The organism is Dyadobacter koreensis (genome assembly GCF_900108855.1).
In the GTDB taxonomy this organism is placed as follows: domain Bacteria; phylum Bacteroidota; class Bacteroidia; order Cytophagales; family Spirosomataceae; genus Dyadobacter; species Dyadobacter koreensis.
Window position 1 is genome coordinate 281,512 of record NZ_FNXY01000004.1, and the last position, 24,081, is coordinate 305,592.

Genomic DNA, 24,081 nt, shown 5'->3' on the forward strand with positions numbered 1-24,081 from the left:
ATTAAAAATTTGAAATCTGCCGCGCTAACAATCTGTCTGCTTTTGATTTTATTAACCGCCTGTTCGCGCGAACAGCCTAAGCAATTAACAATCGGATTTTCACAATGCACGGGTGCCGACAACTGGCGAAAAACAATGCAGGATAATATGCATCGGGAATTGTCTTTTCATCCTGAAATTGATTTTTTGATAATGGATGCCAAAGGACAAAGTTCAGAGCAAATTAAACAGATAGACGAGCTGATTGCAAAAAAGGTTGATTTACTGATTGTTTCCCCAAATGAGGCTAAACGAATAACTCCAATAGTTGAAAAGGCTTATCAAACTGGAATTCCGGTAATCATACTGGACAGACGAACAATGTCCGACGGTTATACCGCTTACGTTGGTGCAGAAAATATTGAGGTTGGGCATACCGCAGGGCTTTATGCTAATACTGTCCTAAAAGGTAAAGGAAATATAGTTGAAATAAGCGAATTGCCTGGTTCATCAGCAGATATAGACAGACATAAAGGTTTTATTGAAATCATATCTGGTTTCCCAGGTCTCCATTTAATTGCCAAACTTGACGGCGACTGGGACAAATTCTCTTTTGAAAACCAATTGACAACACTTCTGAAGGGAGACAAAAAAGTTGATTTTATCTATTGTCAAAATGATCGGCGTGCGCTCAGCGCGTTTGAAATCTGTAAAAAATTAGGTTTAGAAAAACGAATAAAGATACTCGGCGTTGACGGCCTGAATGGAAAAAATGAGGGTATAGACCTCGTTTCGAGAGGTATTCTGAACGCTACGATTATTTATCCCACCGGCGGCGAGGAATCTATCCGCACTGCCATTAATATCCTGTATAAACAACCATTTAAGCGGGAAAACCGCTTGCAAAGCACATTGATTGATTCGTCGAATGTCAGGATTATGAAGTTACAAAATGAAAAAGTGATCGCTCAGCAGCAAGACATTGAAAGACGTCAGGCTAAAATCGAAGAGCAGAGAAGTATCTCCGAAAACCAAACCACAATCATTTACGCGATTTCACTGACACTTGCTCTCGCCTTGATTTTTGGAGCACTGTCTTTTTATTCGTTGCGTGAAAACAGAAAAATTAATAAGAAACTGGAAAAGCAGAACCATGAAATTTCCGATCAGAAAGACCAGATTTCGCAACTGGCAGAGAACGCTAAAATCGAAAATGAAGCGAAACTGAAATTTTTCACAAACATATCGCATGAGTTCAGGACCCCTCTGACACTCATCCTGGCCCCTGTTGAAGATTTACTGGATAACGGTAAAATTAAAGACAACCTGATTAAACAGGAAATGGGGATGATCCGAAAGAATACAATCCGTCTGCTTCGCCTGGTTAACCAGCTCATGGATTTCAGAAAGATCGAAGGTCATAAAATGGAAATTCGCGCCAGTGAACAAGACCTGGTGGCATTTTTAACCGATATCATGGCTGCATTTGAGAAAATGGCAGCCCGGAGAAAAATCGACTTTCGACTGATCACTTCCGACCCGCAGCTCAAAGTCTGGTTTGATGTGAATATGCTGGATAAAGTAATTTTCAACTTGCTTTCCAACGCATTCAAGTTTACCAAAGATAAGGGACGTATATACATTTACGTAAAATCAACGGGGCAAGAAAAAGTTGAAATTAGAATTGAAGACAATGGCATCGGGATGACAAAGTCAGAAGTTCAGCATGCCTTTGAAATATTCTATCAAGGTGAGGGAAGTTATAAAACGCTCGGAACGGGGCTTGGTCTGGCACTTTCAAAAGAGCTGATCAATATACATCATGGTACTATTTCAGTAGAAAGCGATCCTGGAAAGCAAACAAAATTTTTGATAGAGCTTCCATTAGGAAAAGATCACTTGAAAGAAAATGAAGTATATACTGATCCTGTTGATGATATTTTGCTGTTGAGAAACAAAGAAATTCCTGATGAAATGTATCCTGAAACTTTCGACACAGCACCTGTTAAACATCATGAAAAAACAGTTTTATTGATCGAAGATAATGTAGATCTCAGTCGCCTGGTGGAGCAAAAACTTGCAGAAAATTATTTCGTTATAAAGGCTGCTGATGGTGATAACGGGCTGAAACTTGCCTTCGAGCAGATACCGGATCTTATTCTCTGTGACATTATGTTACCGGGAAAAGAGGGTCTGGAAATTGCATCGACACTCAAATCCGACTTCCGCACATCGCATATTCCTATTATTATGCTGACGGCGAAGAACACAACCGAGCAACAAATAGAAGGAATTAAAGCGGGTGTGGATGCCTATATTACCAAGCCTTTTAATTTGAAATATGTAGATGAAACCATTAGGACACTTCTAAAAAACCGTGCTATTTTAAGAGAGCACTATACAAGTGAGCTTCCTGTTGAGACAAACACCGGCGCAAACCCGAATAAACTTGACAAAAAGTTTGTAACAGAATTCACCGCTTACATCGAGCAGCACTACGGAAACTCGACGCTAAATGTGGAGGACATCGCAAAGGATATGGGTATGTCACGTGTCCAGCTCTACCGAAAAGTAAAGGCGCTTTTAGGATTTAGTGTTAACGAATATATCCAGCAGGTCAGATTGAATAAAGCGAAATTTCTCTTGCGCCGTAATGATCTTACAGTCGCCGATATCGCTTACAGCGTAGGCTTTTCCTCTCCCACTTATTTTTCAACTGCATTCAAAGCGAAGTATAATCAGACCCCGATGGAGTACAAGAACGCGTAAATCCTTCCGGTTTTGTTTCATATCTTAACCGCATAGTCTGAATTTCGAAAACGTTACATCGCTCTATGTATCATTTTTAAAACAGGCTGTTACAAAATTGAAATTCCTGCCTGACAATTTTTCCTTGAATTTATTATAAATCGTTGATTTTGACGAAAATGAGAAATTAAACTACATTGTATCAAAGTTTAATTTTTTTGAGATAATATTTAGTTATTCACAGTGAATGTTTCGAGTACTTTTGAAAAAATAATCAGAATTACCAGATGAAAAACAGTAAGGTATTGGTTTGGTCTATCGTTGTGGCGCTTGGAGGCTTTCTTTTTGGCTTTGATACTGCGGTCATATCAGGCGCGGAAAAAGCAATTCAGATATTATGGAAATTAACAGCCGTTGAGCACGGGTTCACTGTTTCTATTGCCTTAATCGGAACAGTTATCGGTGCTATGCTGGGCGGTATTCCGGCAGACAGGCTAGGGAGAAAACAAACGCTTTTCTGGATCGCCATTCTTTATCTGATCTCTTCGCTGGGCTCAGCACTTGTCAATGACTGGTATCTTTTCCTGATCTTTCGTTTTATGGGGGGTCTTGGCGTTGGCGCATCTTCCGTTGCCGCTCCGATGTATATTTCGGAAATTTCTCCTGCAAAATCAAGAGGAAAAATGGTGGGATTGTTTCAATTCAATGTAGTTTTCGGGATACTAATTGCGTATTTTTCCAATTACTTTATGCAGGATCTTGGCGAAAATGCATGGCGCTGGATGCTCGGTATCCAGGCTGTCCCTTCGCTGGTATTCCTTCTTGCCATACTTTATGTTCCCGAAAGCCCGCGCTGGCTTGTCATGAAGAAGGGGAAATATGACGAAGCACGTGAAATACTGGAGTTGATCGATCCTGAAACAAGCGAAGAAACACTTTCTGATATTTTAACGAGTACCGAAGACGCCCAGGGACACCCCAAAGCCAGGCTGTTTTCTGCAAAATACAAATCTCCGGTTGGCCTGGCCGTTATGTTCGCAATATTCAACCAGGTATCCGGAATTAACGCCATTATTTATTACAGTCCCCGTATTTTTGAAATGACCGGACTGGGTACCAAATCGGCATTTTTGTCGTCTGCCGGGATTGGTTTCGTCAATTTTGCTTTTACTCTTCTGGCCATCAATTTCATAGACCGTTTTGGAAGACGAACACTAATGTTGATTGGTTCAGTCGGGCTGATAATAACGCTCAGCTTAGTGGCCCGGGCATTTTTCATTCAGGATTTTACCGGTGTTCCTATTTTTCTGTTTGTTTATATCGCCTTTTTCGCGTTTTCACAAGGCGCAGTTATCTGGGTTTTTATTTCGGAGATTTTCCCAAATGAGGTACGTGCAAACGGACAAGCACTCGGAAGTTTTACGCATTGGTTTATGGCCGCCGTTGTTGCTTTCTCATTTCCGATTATTGCGGAATTCCTCGGAGGTGGGATTACATTTTCATTCTTTGCGGTGATGATGGTTCTGCAACTGATTTTCGTATGGCGTGTAATGCCGGAGACAAAAGGAACATCTCTGGAAAGACTTGAAAAAACAATGGTTATACATTAAAACTGAACCCCATTATGACACCGTCAATTGTAATTTTTGGAGAAATGTTGTGGGATATGCTGCCTTCCGGCAAACAGCCCGGTGGAGCTCCTATGAATGTAGCGATACATTTAAAAAACTTCGGTCTGAACCCAACCTTTATCAGTCGCGTTGGCACGGATGATCTGGGGGTCGAACTTACAGATTATTTAAGCAGCCAGGGCTTATCAACCGATTTTATTCAAATTGGAGAAACCCATCTTACAGGAATTGTAAAGGTAAATCTTACTGATAAGACAGAAGTAGCCTATAAAATAGTCCAGCCCGTTGCGTGGGACTACATTCAGCCTGACCCGCGTATGGATGAAATTGTCGCAAATTCAGACGTATTTTTATATGGAAGTCTCGCAGTCAGAAACCAGCAAACCAAAGATACTCTTTATCAATTACTGGAAGAAGCACCTCTGAAAGTTTTTGATGTTAATCTGCGTCCCCCTCATTATGACCGGCCTACCATCGAATACTTGCTTTCAAAAGCTGATATTGTGAAAGTAAATGAACACGAACTCGCCATCGTTGCGGGCTGGTTCGGAATTTTGCCAGATCAGAAAACACAAATGAAATATCTGGCTGACCGGTTCAATCTTCGGATGATCTGCCTGACACTTGGCGCAAACGGTGCTATGGTTCTTGATGCCGGCGGATTTACAACACAGGAAGGATATCCTGTTGAAGTCCAGGACACAATAGGTAGCGGAGATTCCTTTCTTGCCATGTTCCTGAAACACATGCTGGCCGGATCACCCGTTTCGACTGCGCTGAAAAACGCTTGCGCCGTGGGTGCTTTGGTAGCAACTTATCAGGGAGCGACGCCCGCAATTTCCGAAAGTGAACTCGAACATTTTTTGAATAATTAACCTATGACTAAATAAAAGACAGCCGGAAAGCTCACAAAGCTTTTCAGGCTGTCTGCTTAAACTTGTTACAGTTAGATACCTTCACTGATATTTCCGGAAAAATGCTTGTTTCCCTGAGTTTTATAAGCTTGGGGAAACTTTGTTAGTAGCCTTCATAACGGTTTAAATAAATTATTTCCAAAATATTTTATTCGACACTTAAAACTTAGGCTTCAATTCTGTATTTTCGGGGACAAATACTCAACGTCCTCCTCATGAAAAGTTTCTGCGTGTTAATAATCACGGTATTACTGTGCACGAGCTCCTGCAAATCAGACACAGATTTCTCACTTCCTAAATTCTGGTACAACGGATGCGCAAACTTTGTGGAAGACGATTATGGATATAAACATGAGGGCAGATGCTGCGAATGGATTTCATTTCCGAAATTCGATCTGCAAAGAAATCAGTCATTTTCCATCGAAGGAAAGTATAACCGATACACGGAATCTTCCGGAAAAAATATCACTGACAGAGCCATCATAATTTCAGGCTCTTTGTCGGCAGACGGAAAAAATCTTCTGTTAGATTATGAAATTGATGGCGAACCTTTACATTACGAGATGACGACAGGCGAATCGCTGATCATGTGTAGCTGTCAGTGTTACTTTAAATAATGTCTTATTTGAATTGTCATTGTAGTGCCCGCTTAACGCTTTCTGATTTATCCGATTTTAAAGTAATCATGGAAAAATCCTGACCTGAAAAAAATTAATAATAAATCATAACACAATAGTAGAAAAAAACCCGTACTTCGCTTTTTAAATGTGAACATTACACTTAATATTTAAAATGCGTTCGATCATTCAAAAACTCAGTCTCTTTTTACTGGCTTTTCCGCTTGCGGTGAATGCCCAGACTGGAAAAGGAAATTATTCCCCGGTACCTTTAAAAGACCTTACTTCCTTCAAAAACAGCAGTTCGAATTGGGCTGTCAAGGGAAACGTTTCTATTCATCCAACAAAAAACGAAGCTGCCAAAACGCAAAATGGCGAGGGTGTGCTTATAGGTACAGCAGGTGCTGCCTTACAGACGAAAGTAAAAGCACAGGATCTTCGTATGTATGCAGAATTTATGCTTTCTCCGGGAGCAGAAGGAAGCATCATCCTTCCCGGTGGCAAACGCATTCGTCTGGCTGATAATAGACAAAAGGAACCAAGCGCTTCGACATCCGGTTTCATTGGTCAGTTTCCAACACAAAATGCAGCGAAAGCGCCCGGACTTTGGCAGAGCGTTGAACTGGCTTATGATGCCTCGGTAGCTACGGTTAAAAATTCTGCCCGTTTAAATTCTTTGAAACTGAATGACGTTATCATTTTGGAAAGTGTTTATTTGCCACTTTCCAAGTCTATCACAGAGGCTCAGTCACTTGGTCTGGAAGTTACGAAAGGAACAATCGCTTTTCGTAATATCGGATATCAGCTGTTGAACGATCGTAAACCTCTGACGCTCGCCAATCTGACCTACAAGCTCTATTCAGATAAATGGGATGCGAAGGAATATTCGAAACTTGAAAAAGAAGATAAAACGGCAGCCCTTACGCAGGAAGTTACGAATGGCATGCGCGAATTCCATTTGGTATACGAAGGAGAGATGAATGCAGAGGAAGATGGTGATTACGTTTTCACGACTATTTATTCCGGTCCGATTTTCACACTGGATATCGATGGAAAAACAGTTGTAACAAGTGGAGAAAGCACTTCTCAGGAATCTCATTCAGGTTCCGTGAATCTGACAAAAGGAACGCACCGTTTCAAAATACATTATTCACGTTTCCCATGGCGTCAGCCTGCATTGGGGCTTCGTGTTCAGAAACCGGGAATTCGCCAGTATGATCTTCATATTCTTTCGTCCTTGCCTGAGCCTGAGCCAAAACCTTATATCGGTGTAACGCCTGAATTGCGTCCTGAAATGGTTCGCTCTTTCATTCTTTTGCCGGGCGAAAAATACAAACGCACGCATTGTCTTTCCGTCGGAAGCCCGACAGGATGGAGCTACACAATGGATTTGAACCGCGGAGCATTGCTTCAGGCTTGGAGAGGACAGTTCGCCAACGTCACAGAAATGTGGTACGAACGCGGTGAGCCCCAGTTGCTTGAACCAGCCGGTTTAAAAGTTCCGGTTTCCGGGAAAAGCAGTATCGCAGTGTTGGAAAATGAAAAGTCTGTATGGCCGGACTCAGCCAACGTAAAGTATCAGGGATACTCACTTGATCCGCAAGGTTTCCCGTCCATTCGTTACGCTGTCGCATCCGCAACCGTGAGTGACCACATTACTTCCTCAACAGACGCAATCAACCGTACTATCGAGGTAAAAGGAAATCCGTCAGGATCACTTTACTCCTTGCTTGCTTCCGGCAAAAATATTCAGCTGGTAGAAAAAGGATTGTATCAGGTAGATAACCGGTATTATATTCAGATTGATAAAAAGGCAAAAGTTGTACTTAGAACTTCCGGAGATAATCAGGAATTGCTCCTGCCTGTTTCCGGTTCAGCGAGTTATTCAATGTTCTGGTAAACTTTGATCTTTTTTATAAAAATTTATATTATAAGTAAATGAAAAATATAGTAATAACCAGTTTGCTTTCTCTTGGCTGTCTGGCTGCCCAGGCGCAAAACAAGGCAAAAACAGAAGATGATTATTATCGTATCATCACCATGCCGATTCCCAAAACGATCCAGATGGAAGTGGGCGGAATGGCGGTTTTACCCGATGGCCGACTTGCGACTTCAACCCGCCGTGGAGAGGTCTGGATGATAGGCAATCCTTATATGAAAGGTGACGGCCAACCAACTTTCCACCGTTTTGCATCAGGTCTTCACGAACCGCTTGGGTTATTTTACCGAGGAAAAGACATTTTGCTTTCACAACGCGGAGAGGTTACGCGCCTGGTTGATACCGATAATGATGGTGTGGCAGACGTATATGATTCATTCGCACAGTGGCCCTTATCCGGAAACTATCATCAGTACTCTTACGGGCCTATACCCATGCCGAATGGCGAAATGCTTGTAACGCTTAACCTTGACTGGGTTGGACGCGGGGCAAGTCAATCGAAATGGAGAGGCTGGATGTTAAAATTGGGTGAAGACGGATCGTTAACACCCTATGCAACGGGCCTTCGCTCGCCTGCCGGATTTGGCTCATATAAAGGAGACATTTTTTATACTGAAAATCAGGGAGACTGGGTCGGTTCCGGTCGTATGACACATTTGGAAAAAGGTGACTTTGCAGGAAACGTTGCAGGACTTCGCTGGAGCAGCGAGCCTGGTTCTCCCGTAAAATTAAAACCGGAAGATATACCTGATACTGGTGAACCGCTTTATGATGTGGCCAAAAAAGTACCGGGAATAAAGCCGCCGGCAGTGTGGTTTCCTCATACTTTGATGGGTATTTCTACTTCAGACTTTAAAGAAGATACAACAGCCGGAGCTTTTGGCCCTTTCCAGGGGCAGCTTTTCGTCGGCGACCAGGGTCATAGTAAGATTATGCGTGTGGATATGGAAAAAGTAAATGGTGTCTATCAGGGCGCGTGTTTTCCATTCCGTGAAGGTTTTGAGTCGGGTATTATCCGTATGGTATGGGGCCTTGACGGCTCTATGTTTGTTGGACAAACCAGCCGTGGATGGTCTGCAACGGGAAAAGAGGATTTCGGGATTCAGCGATTAGTCTGGACGGGGCAAACGCCTTTCGAAATGAAAACCATCCACTCAATGCCAGACGGATTTGAAGTAACATTTACCTCACCGGTTGACAAGGCCACAGCTTCGAAATCTGATTCTTATAAGGTTAACAGTTTCACATACAAGTACCACCACATTTACGGGAGCCCGATCATCAACGCGAATGAGCTGGTAATAAAAGGAATTTCAGTATCAGAAGATGGATTGCGCGCACGTATCGTTCTTGATCCTGCTACGTTGAGAAAAGGTTATATACACGAAGTAAAGGCGGAAGGCGTTCAGTCAAAAGAGGGTTTATCCCTTTTGCATAACTATGGATATTACACCCTGAATGAAATTGCAGGCGGCTCGGCTTTGACCGCATCTCAATACACAGCCAGCACGAAGCCAGCGATGGATCACAGCACCCATGCAGCAGTTGCATCAGATTCAAAGGCAACTGAGACAAACTCGGCAAAACGCGTAACTGAAATGCCGGCGTCATGGACAAGCGGACCGGATCAGGTGATCAACATCGGAACAGTTCCGGGTTTAAAATTTGACATTTCAGAAATCCAGGTAAAAGCAGGAAGCCGTATCCGAATTAACCTGAACAACAACGATGACATGCTTCATAACCTTGTGATAACGAAACCTGGAACTGCAAACGCAGTCGGAGAAGCAGGTTTAAATCTGGGATTGAAGGGAACAGAAATGAACTACGTACCAAAATCAGACGCAGTCCTATTCCATACCAACATTGTTGAGCCTGAAAAATCTGAATCAATTTATTTTATTGCTCCAAAAACACCTGGTACCTACCAGTACCTGTGTACATTTCCAGGACATTATACCTTAATGCAGGGAAAATTAAAAGTTGTAAGGTAATATCAGAACAGCCCGTAAATAGATTACGGGCTGTTTTAATATGCTTGCTATCTTCCAGACTCATTTCAAATAATAATTTTAAATAGTAAAAAAATAAAGGAGATAAAGAAGCACCCACTCTTTAATATGATAATTTACTGATTTATTTAAACAATATATATCTTTTAAAATTGAATAATGCAGTAGACATATCCTCCAATTCATCTGATATCAACGTCGGTTTATGGCTTAAATTTAAGTCTGGTGACGCCGCGGCTTTCGGAGAGTTATCGCAAATGCACTATCGTGCTTTGTATAACTATGCTACAAAATTCTCCTCGGACCCGGAATTTATTCGTGACTGCATCCAGGAATTATACCTCGAATTATGGGAACGACGGACATTTTTATCGGAAACTGCCTTCGTCAAATCTTATCTTCTTAAAGCCTTACGTCATAAGCTTATCAAAGAAAGCGTACGTCTGAAGCGCTTTAAAGAACCGAAGGAGTTGTTCTTCGATGCTGATGAGAGCGACCTTTCGGTCGAGTCACTCATTATTCAAAATGAGCACCTGAAACACCAGATCAAACGATTAAACACAATCGTTTCCCACCTTTCCAAACGCCAGCAGGAGATCATTTATCTACGTTTTTACCAAAATCTTGAAAACGAGGATATCTCCCAGATTATGAACCTTGGCCGCCAGAGTGTTGCCAACCTTCTCTATCGTACCATCAAGGAAATCAAAGAAATATGGATGCCTGCTGAATTTTTTTGGGGCCTTCTTCTGATCGTACTTTGCTGATTACCAACACCAATTCTATTTTATAGTATTATTTCAAAAAATATTTTCATTTTTTTGGTTATCCCAGACCAAAACTGTGACATACTATACAAGACCATGAAAAATGGTGAAATGTAAATTTTCTATTGTATTATTTACACAACAAAATCCTAAACCTGAAAAATATTTATTGTAAAATTTTATGATTGACTACCGTAAGTACACCGTTGAGGAGTTTGCCAGGGACGAGAAGTTTCGTCAGTGGGTTCTTGAACCTTCTGATGAAACGGTTTTGTTCTGGGATAACTGGTTGCATCAGAACCAGGACAAACTTAGCGTGATCAGTCAGGCAACCGAATTGTTGTTAACCGTTCATCAACGTTACAAAGATGATTTATCAGACGCGTATGTATCGCAGGAAATAAACACACTGGTTGAAATGGCAGAAGCCAGCAAGAATATAAAACGAATTTCTGTATTTCGCAACCCGATCTGGCGGGCGGCGGCAGTCTTGCTACTGGCTTCCGGTTTTAGCTTGTACTATTACTCAAATCGTATTACCGAAAAAACTGTCGCGGTTGTGGATTCAAAATTGATCACCAAGACAAACAGCTCCGGCAAAGAGATGACAGTGCTTTTAAGTGACGGAAGTGTGGCGACATTGCTGAAAGGAGGAAGTATAACCTTTCCGAAAAAGTTTGAAGGAGATACTCGTCAGGTCTATCTGAAAGGTGAAGCATTTTTTGACGTCACGAAAAATCCAACAAAACCTTTTTTGGTTTTCGCGAATGAAACAGTAACGAAAGTACTGGGTACCAGCTTTTTGGTTAAGGCTATGGACGGAGAGAATACGGTTATGGTCGTTGTTAAAACCGGCAAAGTTTCCGTTTATCCGGAGAAGGATTACGAAACGTTATCAAGCAAGGATGACCGCGAGGTAGCCGGCGTTATTCTTAGCCCAAACCAGCAGGTTGTGTTTAACAGAAAAGATAACCGACTCGAAAAAGGTATCGTTGAAAATCCTGATATGTTGACACTTTCAACGACGAGCCAGGAATTAATCTTTGACGATCAGCCGGTTACCGAAGTGCTTCGGACGTTAGGAGAAATGTACGGAATCGAGATTGTTTTTGATAAAGAAACGCTGAGTGGCTGTCCGGTCAGTACCATTTTTAAGGAAGAAAACCTGAAACAACGGATGAATGCAATTTGCCAGGCTATCGGTGCCACCTATGAAGTTGTGGATGGCCAGATTATCATCAATAGTAAAGGATGTTTGCGCTGAATTCAACCAGACTTTTATAATCAAAACCCAGTACCAGGATCAATCAACCTCCAAAAATGCCTATGAATTAAATTTCGACTATCCTATTTTATTCAAGAGTCAGTGATGATTGCGCCACCACTGACTCCCTGCTTCCCCGAGGCTTTTCAGCATCATCTTTAAAAGATGTAAGGGGATTTTTTGTCCTATTTTTTTCACGAATACTGAACAAAACAATCAAAACTATGAAAAAAAACCGACACTTGCTTCGGCTTATGTATAGTCTCATGAAAATATCAATCTACCAATTATTGCTGGCATATATCTTTTCAACCATCGCTTCCGCAACAGTTGTCGATGCTCAGGAAATATTGAACCAGAAAGTAACGATTGAAGTAAATAACCAGGATATGAAAAGTGTCCTGACCAAGTTGAACAAGCTGACTCAGATCCGTTTTACCTACAGCTCTGCCGTCATCAATACGCAAAGAAAAGTTACAATCAAGGCTATTGAAAAACCTCTTTCTGACGTTCTGGATGAACTTTTACGACCGATGAACCTGGGTTACAAGTTGGAAGGCAAGCAGGTAATACTTGTAAAAGGTGTCAACATGCCAAGCAGTTTGAGTACCGAATCAGCAGGAACTTCGACCATCGAAAGAACGATTACTGGTAAGGTTTCAGATGAAAAAGGTGAACCTTTGCCGGGTGTCAGCGTAGTTTTGAAAGGTTCGAAAACAGGAACTGCCACAAATACTGAAGGTACGTATCAGCTAAGCGTTCCCGACGACAATGCAATCCTGATTTTTTCTTATGTTGGCTACATACCGGAAGAAATCCCTGTTGGCAACCGCTCGACAGTAGATATTGCCCTGAAACCGGACGTAAGAAATCTGGAGGTGGTTGTGGTTACCGCATTGGGTATCAAACGCGATGCTAAAAAATTAGGATATTCGACAGCCACGGTAAACACAGAAGAAATTACCAACAACCGCACAACAAACCTTGGAAACAGTTTACAAGGAAAAGTGGCCGGGCTTAACGTATCACCTCCGGCTAGCGGTCCTGGTGGATCTACAAAAATCCGTATCCGCGGTCAGTCTTCATTTGGTGGGAACAACTCCCCTCTTATCATTGTAAACGGAGTTCCTATCAATAATACAAGTGTATCGGCAGGGGGCTCTTCCGGAAACTCAACTGGTAACCCAACGGGAGGATCTTCGGATGCAGGTGATGGTCTGCAAAGTATTAATCAGGACGACATCGAATCGATGACCGTCTTGAAAGGCGCAGCCGCTGCGGCCCTATACGGTTTTCGTGCAAAAGATGGTGCGATTATAATTACCACAAAAACAGGTAGTAAAAGCGCAGGAATTGGTGTTGAGATCAATTCAAATTTCCAGGGGCAGCAGGCACTTGACTACACAGATTTTCAATACGAATATGGCCAGGGGGAATTTGGAAAAAGACAAACAACGGTTGCCGAGGCACAAAGCTCTGGTGTATTTGCATTTGGAGAGAAAATGGACGGAGCCATGGCACCACAGTTTGACGGATCCATGCAACCCTACTCTCCAAACAAAAACCGCATCCGGGATTTTTACCGCACCGGAACAAGTTTTACAAATTCGGTTGCGCTTTCAGGAGGAAATGAAAAAGGAAATTTCCGTTTGTCGTTTGCCAATACAGATGCCAATGCCATCATACCAAATTCTGACTATCATAAGAAGATTTTCAACCTCGGTTTGAATTATAAATTTACCGATAAGCTGTCCGTTCAGTTAAACGCAAACTATTCAAACGAATACAACAAGAATCCTCCCCAGATCGGGATTCAGGATATGAACGCCAATACAACTATCTACACGTTAGCTACAAGTATTAACGCAAACTGGCTGAAAAACCGAAAGGATGTGAACGGAAATGAAATGCCGTTGTCTCGTTTTACTAACAGAAATAATCCGTACTGGGTTGCATACGACCGTTTTGAAAATGTAAGACGTGACCGTATTTTTGGAAACACTTCCGTGCGTTACGAATTCACAAAATGGCTTTACATTCAGGGACGTATCGGGCAGGATTATTACACCCGTCCTTATAACTACAACCGTCCAACGGGAACACGTTCGATCGGCGCAGTAACAACTGGCTTCAATGGTTACTACTATCAGGATATCTCTACTTTCCGGGAGCGGAACATGGACATCCTGATCGGAGCAAACAAAACTTTCGGTGATTTTGGAATCGATGTGACGCTTGGTGGGAATCAGTTGCTTCAGGTAAGCGACAATGTCTCAACTGCTGTTACTAACTTCTATGTTCGTGACTTGTATACCATAGGAAACGGTCAGGTAAAAAGCCCGAATTACAGTTACAGCAAAAAGAAAGTAAACTCGATTTATGGTTCTGCTGAATTATCCTTCAAAAACTTCTTGTATTTGAACGTAACTGGGAGAAACGACTGGTTTTCAACACTTAATCCGGAATCTAACAGTTACCTATACCCTTCTGTCAGCGGTAGTTTTGTATTCAGTCAGGCGTTCGCACAACTGCCAACCTGGTTAAACTACGGCAAGCTTCGTGCTGCTTATGCGGAAGTTGGAGGTGATACAGATCCTTACTCAAACAATCTTTACTACGCAATCAACGCGAACCCGTTTAACGGCGTAGCGCTTGGAAATATTTCCAGCAATATCAGTCCTAATGCCAATCTTCGTCCATTGAAAGTGAAGGAGATCGAGATGGGTCTTGAATTCAGAACATTTGATAGCAGACTTAACCTGGATATGTCGGTTTACCGCAAAAACACAGTTGACGAAATTCTCAACGTAAGTGTTTCAAATACATCAGGATTTTCCGGCACGAAGGTCAACATTGGTAAACTACAAAATAAAGGGATTGAATTTCTTTTAACTGTCGTTCCGGTAAGGGCTGATAACATCTCATGGGAAACCAGTTTTAACGCAAGTTATAACATCAGTAAAGTAATTGAACTAGCTCAGGAACAACCGCGTTTCGATGTGGGCCAGGGTGAATTTTTTGGTATCGTTTCTCACGAAGTTGGTAAGCCCCTGGCTTCTCTTCGCGGTTTTGACTACAAACGGGATGATCAGGGAAGAATTATTACCGCTGGCGGTTTGCCACAGCAAGGTAACCTGACAACCTTCGGAAGCGCAATTCCAAAATGGGTTGGTGCATGGATGAACACCATCAACGTTAAGGGTTTCCGTATATCTACACAGGTTGATTTCAAGGCCGGCTACAAAATCATGTCAAACTCAAATCTTAACTTTTTACGTGAGGGCCTATCCAAACCATCGCTTGTTGGACGTGAAGGCGGAGTTTTGTTAGACGCCGTAAATGCTGACGGAAGTCCTAACGACAAAAGAGTTGAAGCACAGCAGTTTTATACCGCTTACCGCAGTACCAACATCGCGACACCATTTATCTATAACGGAAACTTCATCCGTTGGAGAACCCTTTCCGTTGGTTATGATTTGTCCCGTTTTGTGAACAAATCCTTTATCAAAGGCCTGAACATTTCTGCGATGGTTAACAATGTATGGCTGATCAAGAAACACATCGACAACCTGGATCCGGAGGCTCAGGTTTCTTCTTCTGATAATCTGCAAGGAATCGAGACGCATACGCTTCCAACCACAAGAAGTTATGGAATCAACCTGAATATCAAGCTATAACTTTTTAATAAAGATAGATATGAAAAAAATACATATATACCTGACAGTTATAGGCCTTTTCCTGGGAGCGACTTCCTGCGATAACGGCTTCGAGGATGTGAACAAAAATCCGGTTTTGGCAACTACAAGCGATCCGGCCTACCTATTTTCTAATGCACAATTCAGTTCAGCGCTGGCGACTTTTCACTACCAGAGCGAAATTGTACAACAGATCAATACACCTTATACGGGAGTACTGGAAGGCGGAAACCACAATATCGTTTTTGACCCGAACTCAAATGCGAATTTTAACGCCTTGTACCTTGGAACGGGAACGGGAAATGGGCCGGTAAACTTGCTTGGAACGGTTTTGAGATTAACGAAGGACAACCCTTTAAGAGCAAATATTTACCAGATGGCGCGTATCTGGAGGGCTTATGTCTTTATGGTTTTGGTGGATACCTACGGCGATGTTCCTTATTTCGACGCAGGTAAAGGTTATTCAGACGGAATAAACCTTCCAAAATACGATGATCAGAAAATGATTTATGACGATATTTTGAAAGAGCTCGATGAAGCAACCAGGGCTTTGGATGCAACTAAAAGTATAGAGAGCGGTGACCTGTTTTATAAAGGGAATATCGCGCAGTGGAAAAAACTGGGCAACTCACTTTTATTGAGAGCTGCCATGCGTTTTACTAAAATTGACGAGGCAAAAGCGAAAACCTACGTACTCAAAGCCGTTGACGCTGCGAACGGTGGTGTAATGACCGCTAACACCGACAATGCGCTGATTGCTTTTAACAGTACATTTAACAGCCCGAATGCTAATTTTTTCCAAGGAACTGAGCGCGGAAACGTTTATTTGGGAAAACCTTTTGTAGATTATCTTAAAACGACGAATGATCCTCGCAGCCGGGTTATTGTGGTAAAATACGAATTTCCAGCCAATCCGATCGCAACTGCCGGAAAAGAGGACACCGATCCTGCAAACCAGCAAGGTGCGCCTTATGGATACAACGAATCCAGTATTCTTACCGAACCGAACTATCCGGGCAAAAGCGGAGCTGCTTTTAAATATTCACAAATTAACCGCCGCACGTTAGGAAAAATTGATGCACCTGAATTTTTCGTGACCTTCTCCCAGACTCAACTTCTTCTTGCAGAAGCGACGCAAAGAGGATATATCACCGGGGATGTGAAGGCCCTTTACGAGTCGGGTGTAAAAGCGCATATGAACCAGATGGCTCAGTATGATGCTTTGGCTACTATTCCGGCAGCAAGCCAGGATGCGTATCTTGCGGCAAATCCATTTTCAGCTGCTACTGCGCTGAACCAGATCAATACACAATACTGGATTTCATCTTTTCTGAATGGTTCGGAAGCCTGGGCTAATTTCCGCAGAAGCGGTTTCCCGACTTTAACCAAAAATCCTTATCCCGGAGCCGATCCTTCGGTAAAAGATTTTATCCGCCGCCTGGTTTATCCTGTTTTGGAAAAATCAGTGAACACGGCAAATTACAACGCCGCTGTTGCCCGTCAAGGCCCTGACGAGTTGGGGACACATATTTTCTGGGATAAATAATTTCCGACCCAAAGCTACACTGCAAGCGATCCGATCAATCGCTTGCAGTATTCTGATCAATCTGTTTTTTCTAAACCACTTTACTTATGTTCAAAAAAACAAAATTGCTTCCCGCGTTTTTGCTTCTCTCCTTTTTGTCCAATGCCCAACCGATTGCCCCAACTTCTGACCAGATAAAAGCTATGACCTCTGCCTGGAAAGGCGAGCGTTCGGCAGATGGCAGGCCGAAGGTCTCAGACGCAATTCTTTCAAGGTTAAAAAATATTTCGATCGAAGAAGCCTGGGGAGTCTTACGCAACAAGGGATACCAAAATCAATTCGAAGGAGACTGGATTTTAATTCATCCTGACAGCGCCATGACAGGCCGGGTGGTGACTGCGCAGTACATGCCGCTACGTCCCGATTTACAGGATCTGATTAAAGAAACCGGCAAAAAAGAGGGAAGAAATACGGCGGGTGGTACTAATTCCTGGCCAATAGACGTATTAACGAACGGTGACGTGTACGTAGCCGACGGTTACGGAAAAATCGCAGACGGTACTTTAATCGGCGATAATCTCGGAAATTCAATTTATGCTAAATCTAAAAGGGGGACAATCTTTTATGGTTCAGTCCGTGATGTAGAAGGACTTAGCGAAATAAAAGGTTACAATGCCTGGATGAAGGGGTCTGATCCCTCTTACATTCAGCAGATGATGCTGACCAGTATAAACCATCCCATCCGCATCGGAAGGGCCATCGTTTTGCCTGGGGACGTTGTTTTGGCGAAAAAGTACGGAACAATTTTCATCCCGGCCCACCTGGTAGAAGATCTTGTTTTAACATCAGAAGTTACTGCACTGCGCGACGAGTTCGGCCATCAGCGACTAAGAGAAGGGAAATACACTCCGGGAGAAATCGATACGAAATGGACTGACGCTATTTCAAAAGATTTCCTCAAATGGATCAATGCATATCCCGGGCGCCTGCCAATGACAAAAAAAGAGCTGGATGATTATCTGAAAGAACGCAATTATTAATTAGCTGTCAGCTTTTAGCGCTTTGCTGCTGGCCATTTACAATAAATCCTAAATATCTTATATCATGAAGAGTATCTTAAACCAAATTATTGCCTCAAACAAAGAAGTTGAAAGAGCTGAAAAGCTGGCTGTACAAGCAGAAATTAATAATCCGGCTACAAAGGACAGCCGCCGTAATTTTTTAAGAAAATCAGCCGTGGGTGGAATTGCACTGGGTAGTTTCCTATCCATGTCGATTGAAGATACCGTGGCTCAGGCCACATCTAAAGTTAACCGCGCTTCGAAACCTTCGGAGTTGAAAATAACGGATATCAGATATTGCGTACTCCAGAATGTGGGTCGCACGCCTATTATCCGTATTGACACAAATCAGGGAATTTATGGTTTGGGCGAAGTTCGCGATGGAGCTGACGAACGTTATGCACTGATGCTGAAAAGCAGACTTTTAGGTGAAAATCCATGCAATGTAGAAATGCTTTTCAAGACCATCAAACAATTTGGTATGCATGGCCGCCAGGCAGGTGGTGTCTGTGGAATTGAAATGGCACTCTGGGACCTTTGTGGAAAGGCTTATAACGTTCCTTGCTGGCAGTTGCTTGGTGGTCGTTATCGTGATAAGGTTAGATTATACGCGGACACCCCGGAATCAGACAACCTGGATGAATTTAAGGAGAAGATAAAATTCCGTACAGACACACAGGGGTATACCTGGCTGAAAATGGATATTTCAATCGGTATGCTGAAAAATAAACCGGGTGGAGTTGTCAATAATAAAGTTTGGGGCGGAGGATTTTCTCAATGGTCTGGTGATTTCCATTCTTATGCCAATACGAAACATCCCTTTACAGCCATTCAGATTACGCCTCAGGGATTAGATCAAATGGCAAAAGTTGTGGAAGACGTCCGTGGAATTGTTGGTTATGAGATACCGATTTCTTCTGATCACTATGGCCACTTTGATTTGAATAATGCAATTCGTCTGGGAAAAGCGCTTGACAAATACAGACTGGCTTGGCTGGAAGATATGGTGCCCTGGGAATATACGGATCAGTGGAAACAGATCTCTGAAGCTTTGGAGACCCCAACGTTGACCGGAGAAGATATTTACCTCAAAGAAGGTTTCAAAGCATTGATTGAAGGCCGTGCTGTTGACATTATTCATCCCGACCTGGCTTCTTCGGGAGGACTGTTAGAAACAAAACGTATCGGAGATTATGCTGAGGATCATGGTATTGCAATGGCTATGCACTTTGCCGGTTCGCCCGTTAGTTTTATGGCTAACGTACATTGCGCCGCCGCGACGCAAAATTTCCTTGCTTTGGAACACCACTCGGTAGATGTGCCGTGGTGGGAAAGTATCGTCAAAACAACTGACGGCAGAAAGTTGATCGATAAAGGATATGCAAATGTGCCTTTGGAGGCGCCAGGTCTGGGCATTGAACTGGTTGACGAGGAATTAAAAAAACACCTTTCTCCAAAAGACAAAAGTTATTTCGCACCAACGGATCAGTGGAACGACAAGCGTTCTCATGATCGCCTTTGGAGCTGATCAACGAAAAGCAAAACGCCGTTTGATTCTGGTCAAACGGCGTTTTTGTATAAGGGAAAATCGAATTAAAAAATGTCGCTAAAAGCTGATAGCTAATTATGGTATTGAAGCAACTCGATTCTATTTTCAAAAGGATCTCTGAATGAAAACCGGGTCCTGCCGATAATCGGTGTAAGATTTTTGACCGAGATACCATGGCTTTCTAATAATTGACGACACTCTTCAAGATTTGTCACTTCAAAGGCCGGATGACGTTCCGAAGCGTTACTGCCCTGATCTGTCATTAAATGAAGCTGGATATTTCCCATCTGATACCAGATCGCCCCCCGCAAATGCGGCCTTTCAGGATCGATAATTTCTTCCAAACCAAGAACCTCTTCATAAAATCCCCGCGCTTCTTTTTCTTTCCCTTCGGGAAAGCACAGCATCACGTGGTCAATGCGCTTAAAATCAATCTTCATATCGGGTAAATTAAAATTCAAATTGGGCTTGTATTGCCAAATTTCTGCAAATTTCATGATATCCTGAACAGTTTCTGTTTTTAAAAGGAAGAATTAGTGCTTATTTTACATGAGTGACGCTAGCTTTTCGATAAATATGATATCAGCCATTACAAAAAGTAGATTAAATAGTACAATTAACCCACAGACACTTCTCTTTTTCTTTCATAACTTTTTTATCAATGTCGGAACAACACTGGTTTATGTGTCCGCCAATATCTTATTGCTGGAAAATCATCCGGAATATTCTTTACCTATTGCTTACATAGTTGCTGCATTTGCCGTCATGACGGCCGGGCAGATTTATGAACATTATGAACATCATCTTGCGCTCGAAAAATTGAGCCTCGGAACTATGTTATCATCACTCTTTCTGGTACTCGTCGTGATGATTTTGCTTTGGGCAGGTCATGGGGTAGCAACAGCCATTGCTATTATGGTCGGATACCGGATAATTTATCTTTTGATCAATCTCGAATTCTGGGGATTGTCCGCTATCGTTTTTGATGTAAGACAAAGTAAAAGGATGTTCAGCGTCATCGGATCAGGCGATATGCCGGCCAAGGCACTGGGTGCGGTACTTGCCGTTTTGATCCACTCTCCTTCGGTTTTGATGATTTTGCTCACAGTCTCGCTGTTATGCTTTGCGCTGGCATTTTATTCCCAAAAACTGACTTTCAAATATACGGCTATCCCGAATCCGCATCATGCAAGGCCCCGGCAATCCGGATTTTCGGATTCAAAATTTGTTCAGAAATATTTCGGTGGGAACAGGCTTCTTACGGCGCTTTGCCTGGGAACAGTAGCTATCGCCGCGGCGGCAACCTGGATTGAGTACCACTTTTTTGTCAATGTAAAATACAAGTTTCACAGTCAGCACGACACAATTATCTTCGTTGGTTCACTTCTTACTGCCACTTATATCATCTCAACGTTTGTGAAGATGTTGTTTTCTGGAAAAATCGTTGAGCGGTTTGGAGTTAAAATCACACTCTATCTCTTGCCGCTTACGACAGTACTGATCTCACTTGGACTTATCATTTCCTCTTATTTCAGGACTGACGAACCTTCGCTGCTAATTTATTATTGCGTTGCGTATCTGCTTTTTGAATTAATCAGAAGAACACTTTTCGATCCGGTTTTTCTCGTTTTTTTTCAACCACTTTCTACAAAAAATCGTTTGAAGGGCCATACGCTGGCGAAAGGCCTGTATGAGCCGCTGGGTATGCTGATCGCCGGGATTTTGCTTTGGATTGTCTATACCATGGAGTGGTCTAATATCAGCCTGACTTTCGATCTTTCTTTGCTATTTTCACTCGCCGCACTTATAATTTTTAGAAAAGCTTACAAAGAGTATGTACTTGAACTGAAAAGTGCGATCAGCAAAAGATTTCTAAAAAGTGGTGAAATGGCCTCTCCGGGTGAAGCGCTGCCCATTATCAAAGAAAATCTTAAAAGTGATAAGAAAGAGGAAGTAATCAATGCGATAGCCTGGCTTGTAAAAAATAAGCCTGCTACTTTTTATAAAAATGTTGATGTTTTGCTAAAAAACCAGTCCGAGCTTGTTCGTCTCAAAACGCTCGAGGCACTCGTCGAAACTGGGAATTATAAACCTTCTGAATCATTTTACCAGTACATCGAAAATGAACCGGACACGCCGTGTCAGACCCTTGCTGTACAGATTGCTTCCGCATCAGAAAGTATGACAAATGAAAAACTTGTCCACTATCTGGCGCATTCGGATCTGGATATCGTTCGGGGTGCTGTTCTTGGTGCGAGACAAGCAGGAAAGTCTTCAACAGCAGTCCGACAGACGATCCGGGACTTGTTTGCTTCCGGAGATACTGATTCTCAGCTTGCTGCACTGGATTGTGTTGAGGCAATGGATGTGGATACATTTAAGTCACAAATCATTAATTCACTAAAAAGCAGTAACGAAAAAGTTCAGCAGCGTGCCATTGAAGTAATCGGCACGGGAAACAGTAAGGACCTGATCCAGAAACTGCCTGATTTTCTATCAGGAAAACTGTCTAAGACCACGAGTCTCTCACTGATAAAATCAGGTCAGGCCGGCTCGGAAATTTTGCAAAACTGGCTGACTGAATCAACTTCTGAAAAGGACATTTATTCATTTTTAAAGTCGGCGGAGAAACAGTCCAATAATGAAATAATTTCTGTCCTTTTTGAATTTATCACCAAAGTATATCTGTCAAAAGGTGAGAATCATGGCCCGTCTTTGAGACTTCATAACGCCGGGCTACGAGCGCTGACGCATTATGAATTGAATACTGATCAGAAAAGTAGCGCCAGAAATTTTGTTGATATCGAGCTCCTTCATGCTTATCAGATTTTGAATGCAACAGACACGGAAGATAAAAATTCAACCTGGAATTCTTCTTTAAATTACGAGCTTCTCCAAGTTAATCAGCGTCTGTTTTATCTGTTCATGGTGTTATATGATAAAGACACGGTTCAGAATGCCTGGAAGGGAATTAAACATGCTTCGCAGGAAAAAAGAGCAAACTCTTTGGAAATGATTGAAAGTCTTCTTCCAAGGGAATTATACCCTTGTTTGCGGGCGCTGTTTGAAGAAATTCCGTTGCAAAGAAAGTTGGAAGCCCTGCGCCAGTACTTGAATATTCAGCAGAACCCGCAGCCCTTTCTAACATATGTATTAACACAGAAAGAGCAATACTTTACGGCCTGGACCATCGCCCTTACAATCGAACGCTGGACTCCGGACTCTGAAATCAAAAATCTGGATATTTTTGCAAACCATCCGGTAATATTACTGAGAGATGCGGTAAATACAGCCTGTTTGAAATTCCCAGCGTTGAAATATAGTAGTCAAGACGAAAAAAATATGAAAAATACCACTGAATCTTCTCAGCAAATCTCTGAAATGGAACGTGTTATCGTACTGAAAAACACGAAATTATTTTCGCAAACACCTGAAAATGTACTGAGTTCTATCGCTCCGATTATGAAAGAAGTGCTTTACCAGGAAGGGCAGGAAGTTTTTGCAAAAGGTGATACAGGTGATAGTATGTTCATCATTTATTCAGGAGAGATCGGAATTTATGATGGGCCTAAACAGCTTGCATTGTTTGACAAAGGAGAAATATTCGGAGAGCTCGCGCTACTGGATACCGAGCCGAGATCAGCATCAACGGTGGCAGAAACTGACGTTCTTTTGTTTCGTGTGGATCAGGAGGATTTCTTTGAACTGATGGAAGAACGTGATGAAATCTTACGAAACGTCCTTCGCATTTTATGCCAGCGAATCCGGGTTCAAAATGAAAAAATGAGAGCTATGGCTTAGATCAACTTTCTCAGTTCAATGAGGCGTTTCTGCTTTTGAACTTCTCTTTTGTTGATTGCTGACTTCGTATGATACCGATGTGATTCCAGGAATTTAACCTGGATGACGTTCCAGGTCGTTTCATTTTCAACGAGTTTTCTGGCTTTCAATTCCTCGAATAAACTTGCAGCAATCGGTTCAAAATCATCGCGACCAAGATAATCCAGATCTGCATCACAAAGAATTTGTTCAAGTATGGTTGTAGGAGTTTGCGGTATCTTCGTCGCCATAATCATACCGCATATTTTTTTAATTTCCCCCTGACTATAACCAAATAATGAAAGATGGACATTTGCAATCCGGCAACCTTCCTCTTCATGATTCTTGTAAGTATTTACAAATCCGCTGTCATGAAATAGTGCTGCGGTCTTTAACAATTTGAGGTCACTCCTGTCCTCAACCCCCTCTTCATCTGCCAGGATCATCGCGGCATTCAAGACATCCAGTGTGTGGTGAAGACCGTGATAATATAATGTCTCGGAAAGTTGTGTGTCCAGTAAGTCAACGATGAATTTTTCAGCCTTTTCGATGTCCATTTTT

The 24,081-nt window shown here is 42.4% G+C and carries 15 protein-coding genes; 13 read left to right on the forward strand and 2 right to left on the reverse strand.

The features are described from left to right. The first annotated feature begins 42 nt into the window (after positions 1 to 42). The 12 genes from BMY70_RS13450 (at position 43) to BMY70_RS13505 (ending at position 19,680) form a co-directional block, all read left to right on the forward strand. Entirely contained in the window at positions 43 to 2,748 is a 2,706-nt protein-coding gene (locus BMY70_RS13450; RefSeq protein ID WP_229209602.1) for a hybrid sensor histidine kinase/response regulator transcription factor, read from the forward strand. A 266-nt stretch (positions 2,749 to 3,014) separates the two neighbouring features. Further along, the gene (locus tag BMY70_RS13455) at positions 3,015 to 4,337 is read left to right on the forward strand and encodes a sugar porter family MFS transporter (RefSeq protein ID WP_090335714.1); all 1,323 of its coding nucleotides are present in this window, start codon (positions 3,015 to 3,017) and stop codon (positions 4,335 to 4,337) included. A 14-nt stretch (positions 4,338 to 4,351) separates the two neighbouring features. Further along, positions 4,352 to 5,233 (forward strand): carbohydrate kinase family protein, encoded by an 882-nt coding sequence (locus BMY70_RS13460; protein ID WP_090335715.1) that lies wholly within the window; start codon positions 4,352 to 4,354, stop codon positions 5,231 to 5,233. Between the two features lie 254 nt (positions 5,234 to 5,487). Continuing rightward, complete coding sequence (locus tag BMY70_RS13465; RefSeq protein ID WP_090335716.1) at positions 5,488 to 5,889, forward strand: hypothetical protein; 402 nt, start codon at positions 5,488 to 5,490, stop codon at positions 5,887 to 5,889. Between the two features lie 175 nt (positions 5,890 to 6,064). Beyond that, positions 6,065 to 7,789, forward strand: coding sequence for a 3-keto-alpha-glucoside-1,2-lyase-like domain-containing protein (locus BMY70_RS13470; RefSeq protein WP_090335717.1), 1,725 nt, complete (start codon positions 6,065 to 6,067; stop codon positions 7,787 to 7,789). A 38-nt stretch (positions 7,790 to 7,827) separates the two neighbouring features. Next, positions 7,828 to 9,822 (forward strand): plastocyanin/azurin family copper-binding protein, encoded by a 1,995-nt coding sequence (locus BMY70_RS13475; protein WP_090335718.1) that lies wholly within the window; start codon positions 7,828 to 7,830, stop codon positions 9,820 to 9,822. Positions 9,823 to 9,992: 170 nt separating this feature from the next. Beyond that, entirely contained in the window at positions 9,993 to 10,607 is a 615-nt protein-coding gene (locus BMY70_RS13480; protein WP_090335719.1) for an RNA polymerase sigma factor, read from the forward strand. 181 nt (positions 10,608 to 10,788) lie between these two features. Further along, a complete protein-coding gene (locus tag BMY70_RS13485; RefSeq protein ID WP_090335720.1) occupies positions 10,789 to 11,871 on the forward strand; it encodes a FecR family protein in 1,083 nt (360 codons plus the stop codon). A gap of 224 nt (positions 11,872 to 12,095) precedes the next feature. Beyond that, positions 12,096 to 15,548 (forward strand): SusC/RagA family TonB-linked outer membrane protein, encoded by a 3,453-nt coding sequence (locus BMY70_RS13490; protein WP_229209603.1) that lies wholly within the window; start codon positions 12,096 to 12,098, stop codon positions 15,546 to 15,548. Between the two features lie 19 nt (positions 15,549 to 15,567). Then, entirely contained in the window at positions 15,568 to 17,112 is a 1,545-nt protein-coding gene (locus BMY70_RS13495) for a SusD/RagB family nutrient-binding outer membrane lipoprotein (RefSeq protein WP_090335721.1), read from the forward strand. A gap of 86 nt (positions 17,113 to 17,198) precedes the next feature. Further along, entirely contained in the window at positions 17,199 to 18,131 is a 933-nt protein-coding gene (locus BMY70_RS13500) for an RraA family protein (RefSeq protein WP_090335722.1), read from the forward strand. Between the two features lie 64 nt (positions 18,132 to 18,195). Continuing rightward, entirely contained in the window at positions 18,196 to 19,680 is a 1,485-nt protein-coding gene (locus BMY70_RS13505) for a mandelate racemase/muconate lactonizing enzyme family protein (protein ID WP_090335723.1), read from the forward strand. 92 nt (positions 19,681 to 19,772) lie between these two features. On the opposite strand, the gene BMY70_RS13510 is transcribed toward BMY70_RS13505, so the two are convergent. After that, positions 19,773 to 20,141: a VOC family protein gene (locus tag BMY70_RS13510; protein ID WP_090336497.1), complete on the reverse strand. Its 369-nt coding sequence runs from the start codon at positions 20,139 to 20,141 to the stop codon at positions 19,773 to 19,775. A gap of 136 nt (positions 20,142 to 20,277) precedes the next feature. On the opposite strand from BMY70_RS13510, the gene BMY70_RS13515 reads away from it, so the two are divergent. Further along, positions 20,278 to 23,502 carry a cyclic nucleotide-binding domain-containing protein gene (locus BMY70_RS13515; RefSeq protein ID WP_177197020.1) on the forward strand — a complete coding sequence of 1,075 codons (3,225 nt, stop codon included), beginning with the start codon at positions 20,278 to 20,280 and terminating at the stop codon, positions 23,500 to 23,502. On the opposite strand, the gene BMY70_RS13520 is transcribed toward BMY70_RS13515, so the two are convergent. Further along, positions 23,499 to 24,077 (reverse strand): HD domain-containing protein, encoded by a 579-nt coding sequence (locus tag BMY70_RS13520; RefSeq protein WP_090335725.1) that lies wholly within the window; start codon positions 24,075 to 24,077, stop codon positions 23,499 to 23,501. The genes BMY70_RS13515 and BMY70_RS13520 overlap by 4 nt on opposite strands. Positions 24,078 to 24,081 lie beyond the last annotated feature (4 nt).

Excerpts from the sequence above, each read along its gene's own strand:
- BMY70_RS13455 (WP_090335714.1), top strand. The coding sequence starts at position 3,015 with ATGAAAAACAGTAAGGTATTGGTTTGGTCTATCGTTGTGGCGCTTGGA.
- BMY70_RS13460 (WP_090335715.1), top strand. The coding sequence starts at position 4,352 with ATGACACCGTCAATTGTAATTTTTGGAGAAATGTTGTGGGATATGCTG.
- BMY70_RS13465 (WP_090335716.1), top strand. The coding sequence starts at position 5,488 with ATGAAAAGTTTCTGCGTGTTAATAATCACGGTATTACTGTGCACGAGC.
- BMY70_RS13470 (WP_090335717.1), top strand. The coding sequence starts at position 6,065 with ATGCGTTCGATCATTCAAAAACTCAGTCTCTTTTTACTGGCTTTTCCG.
- BMY70_RS13475 (WP_090335718.1), top strand. The coding sequence starts at position 7,828 with ATGAAAAATATAGTAATAACCAGTTTGCTTTCTCTTGGCTGTCTGGCT.
- BMY70_RS13485 (WP_090335720.1), top strand. The coding sequence starts at position 10,789 with ATGATTGACTACCGTAAGTACACCGTTGAGGAGTTTGCCAGGGACGAG.
- BMY70_RS13490 (WP_229209603.1), top strand. The coding sequence starts at position 12,096 with ATGAAAAAAAACCGACACTTGCTTCGGCTTATGTATAGTCTCATGAAA.
- BMY70_RS13495 (WP_090335721.1), top strand. The coding sequence starts at position 15,568 with ATGAAAAAAATACATATATACCTGACAGTTATAGGCCTTTTCCTGGGA.
- BMY70_RS13500 (WP_090335722.1), top strand. The coding sequence starts at position 17,199 with ATGTTCAAAAAAACAAAATTGCTTCCCGCGTTTTTGCTTCTCTCCTTT.
- BMY70_RS13505 (WP_090335723.1), top strand. The coding sequence starts at position 18,196 with ATGAAGAGTATCTTAAACCAAATTATTGCCTCAAACAAAGAAGTTGAA.
- BMY70_RS13510 (WP_090336497.1), bottom strand. The coding sequence starts at position 20,141 with ATGAAGATTGATTTTAAGCGCATTGACCACGTGATGCTGTGCTTTCCC.
- BMY70_RS13515 (WP_177197020.1), top strand. The coding sequence starts at position 20,278 with ATGATATCAGCCATTACAAAAAGTAGATTAAATAGTACAATTAACCCA.
- BMY70_RS13520 (WP_090335725.1), bottom strand. The coding sequence starts at position 24,077 with ATGGACATCGAAAAGGCTGAAAAATTCATCGTTGACTTACTGGACACA.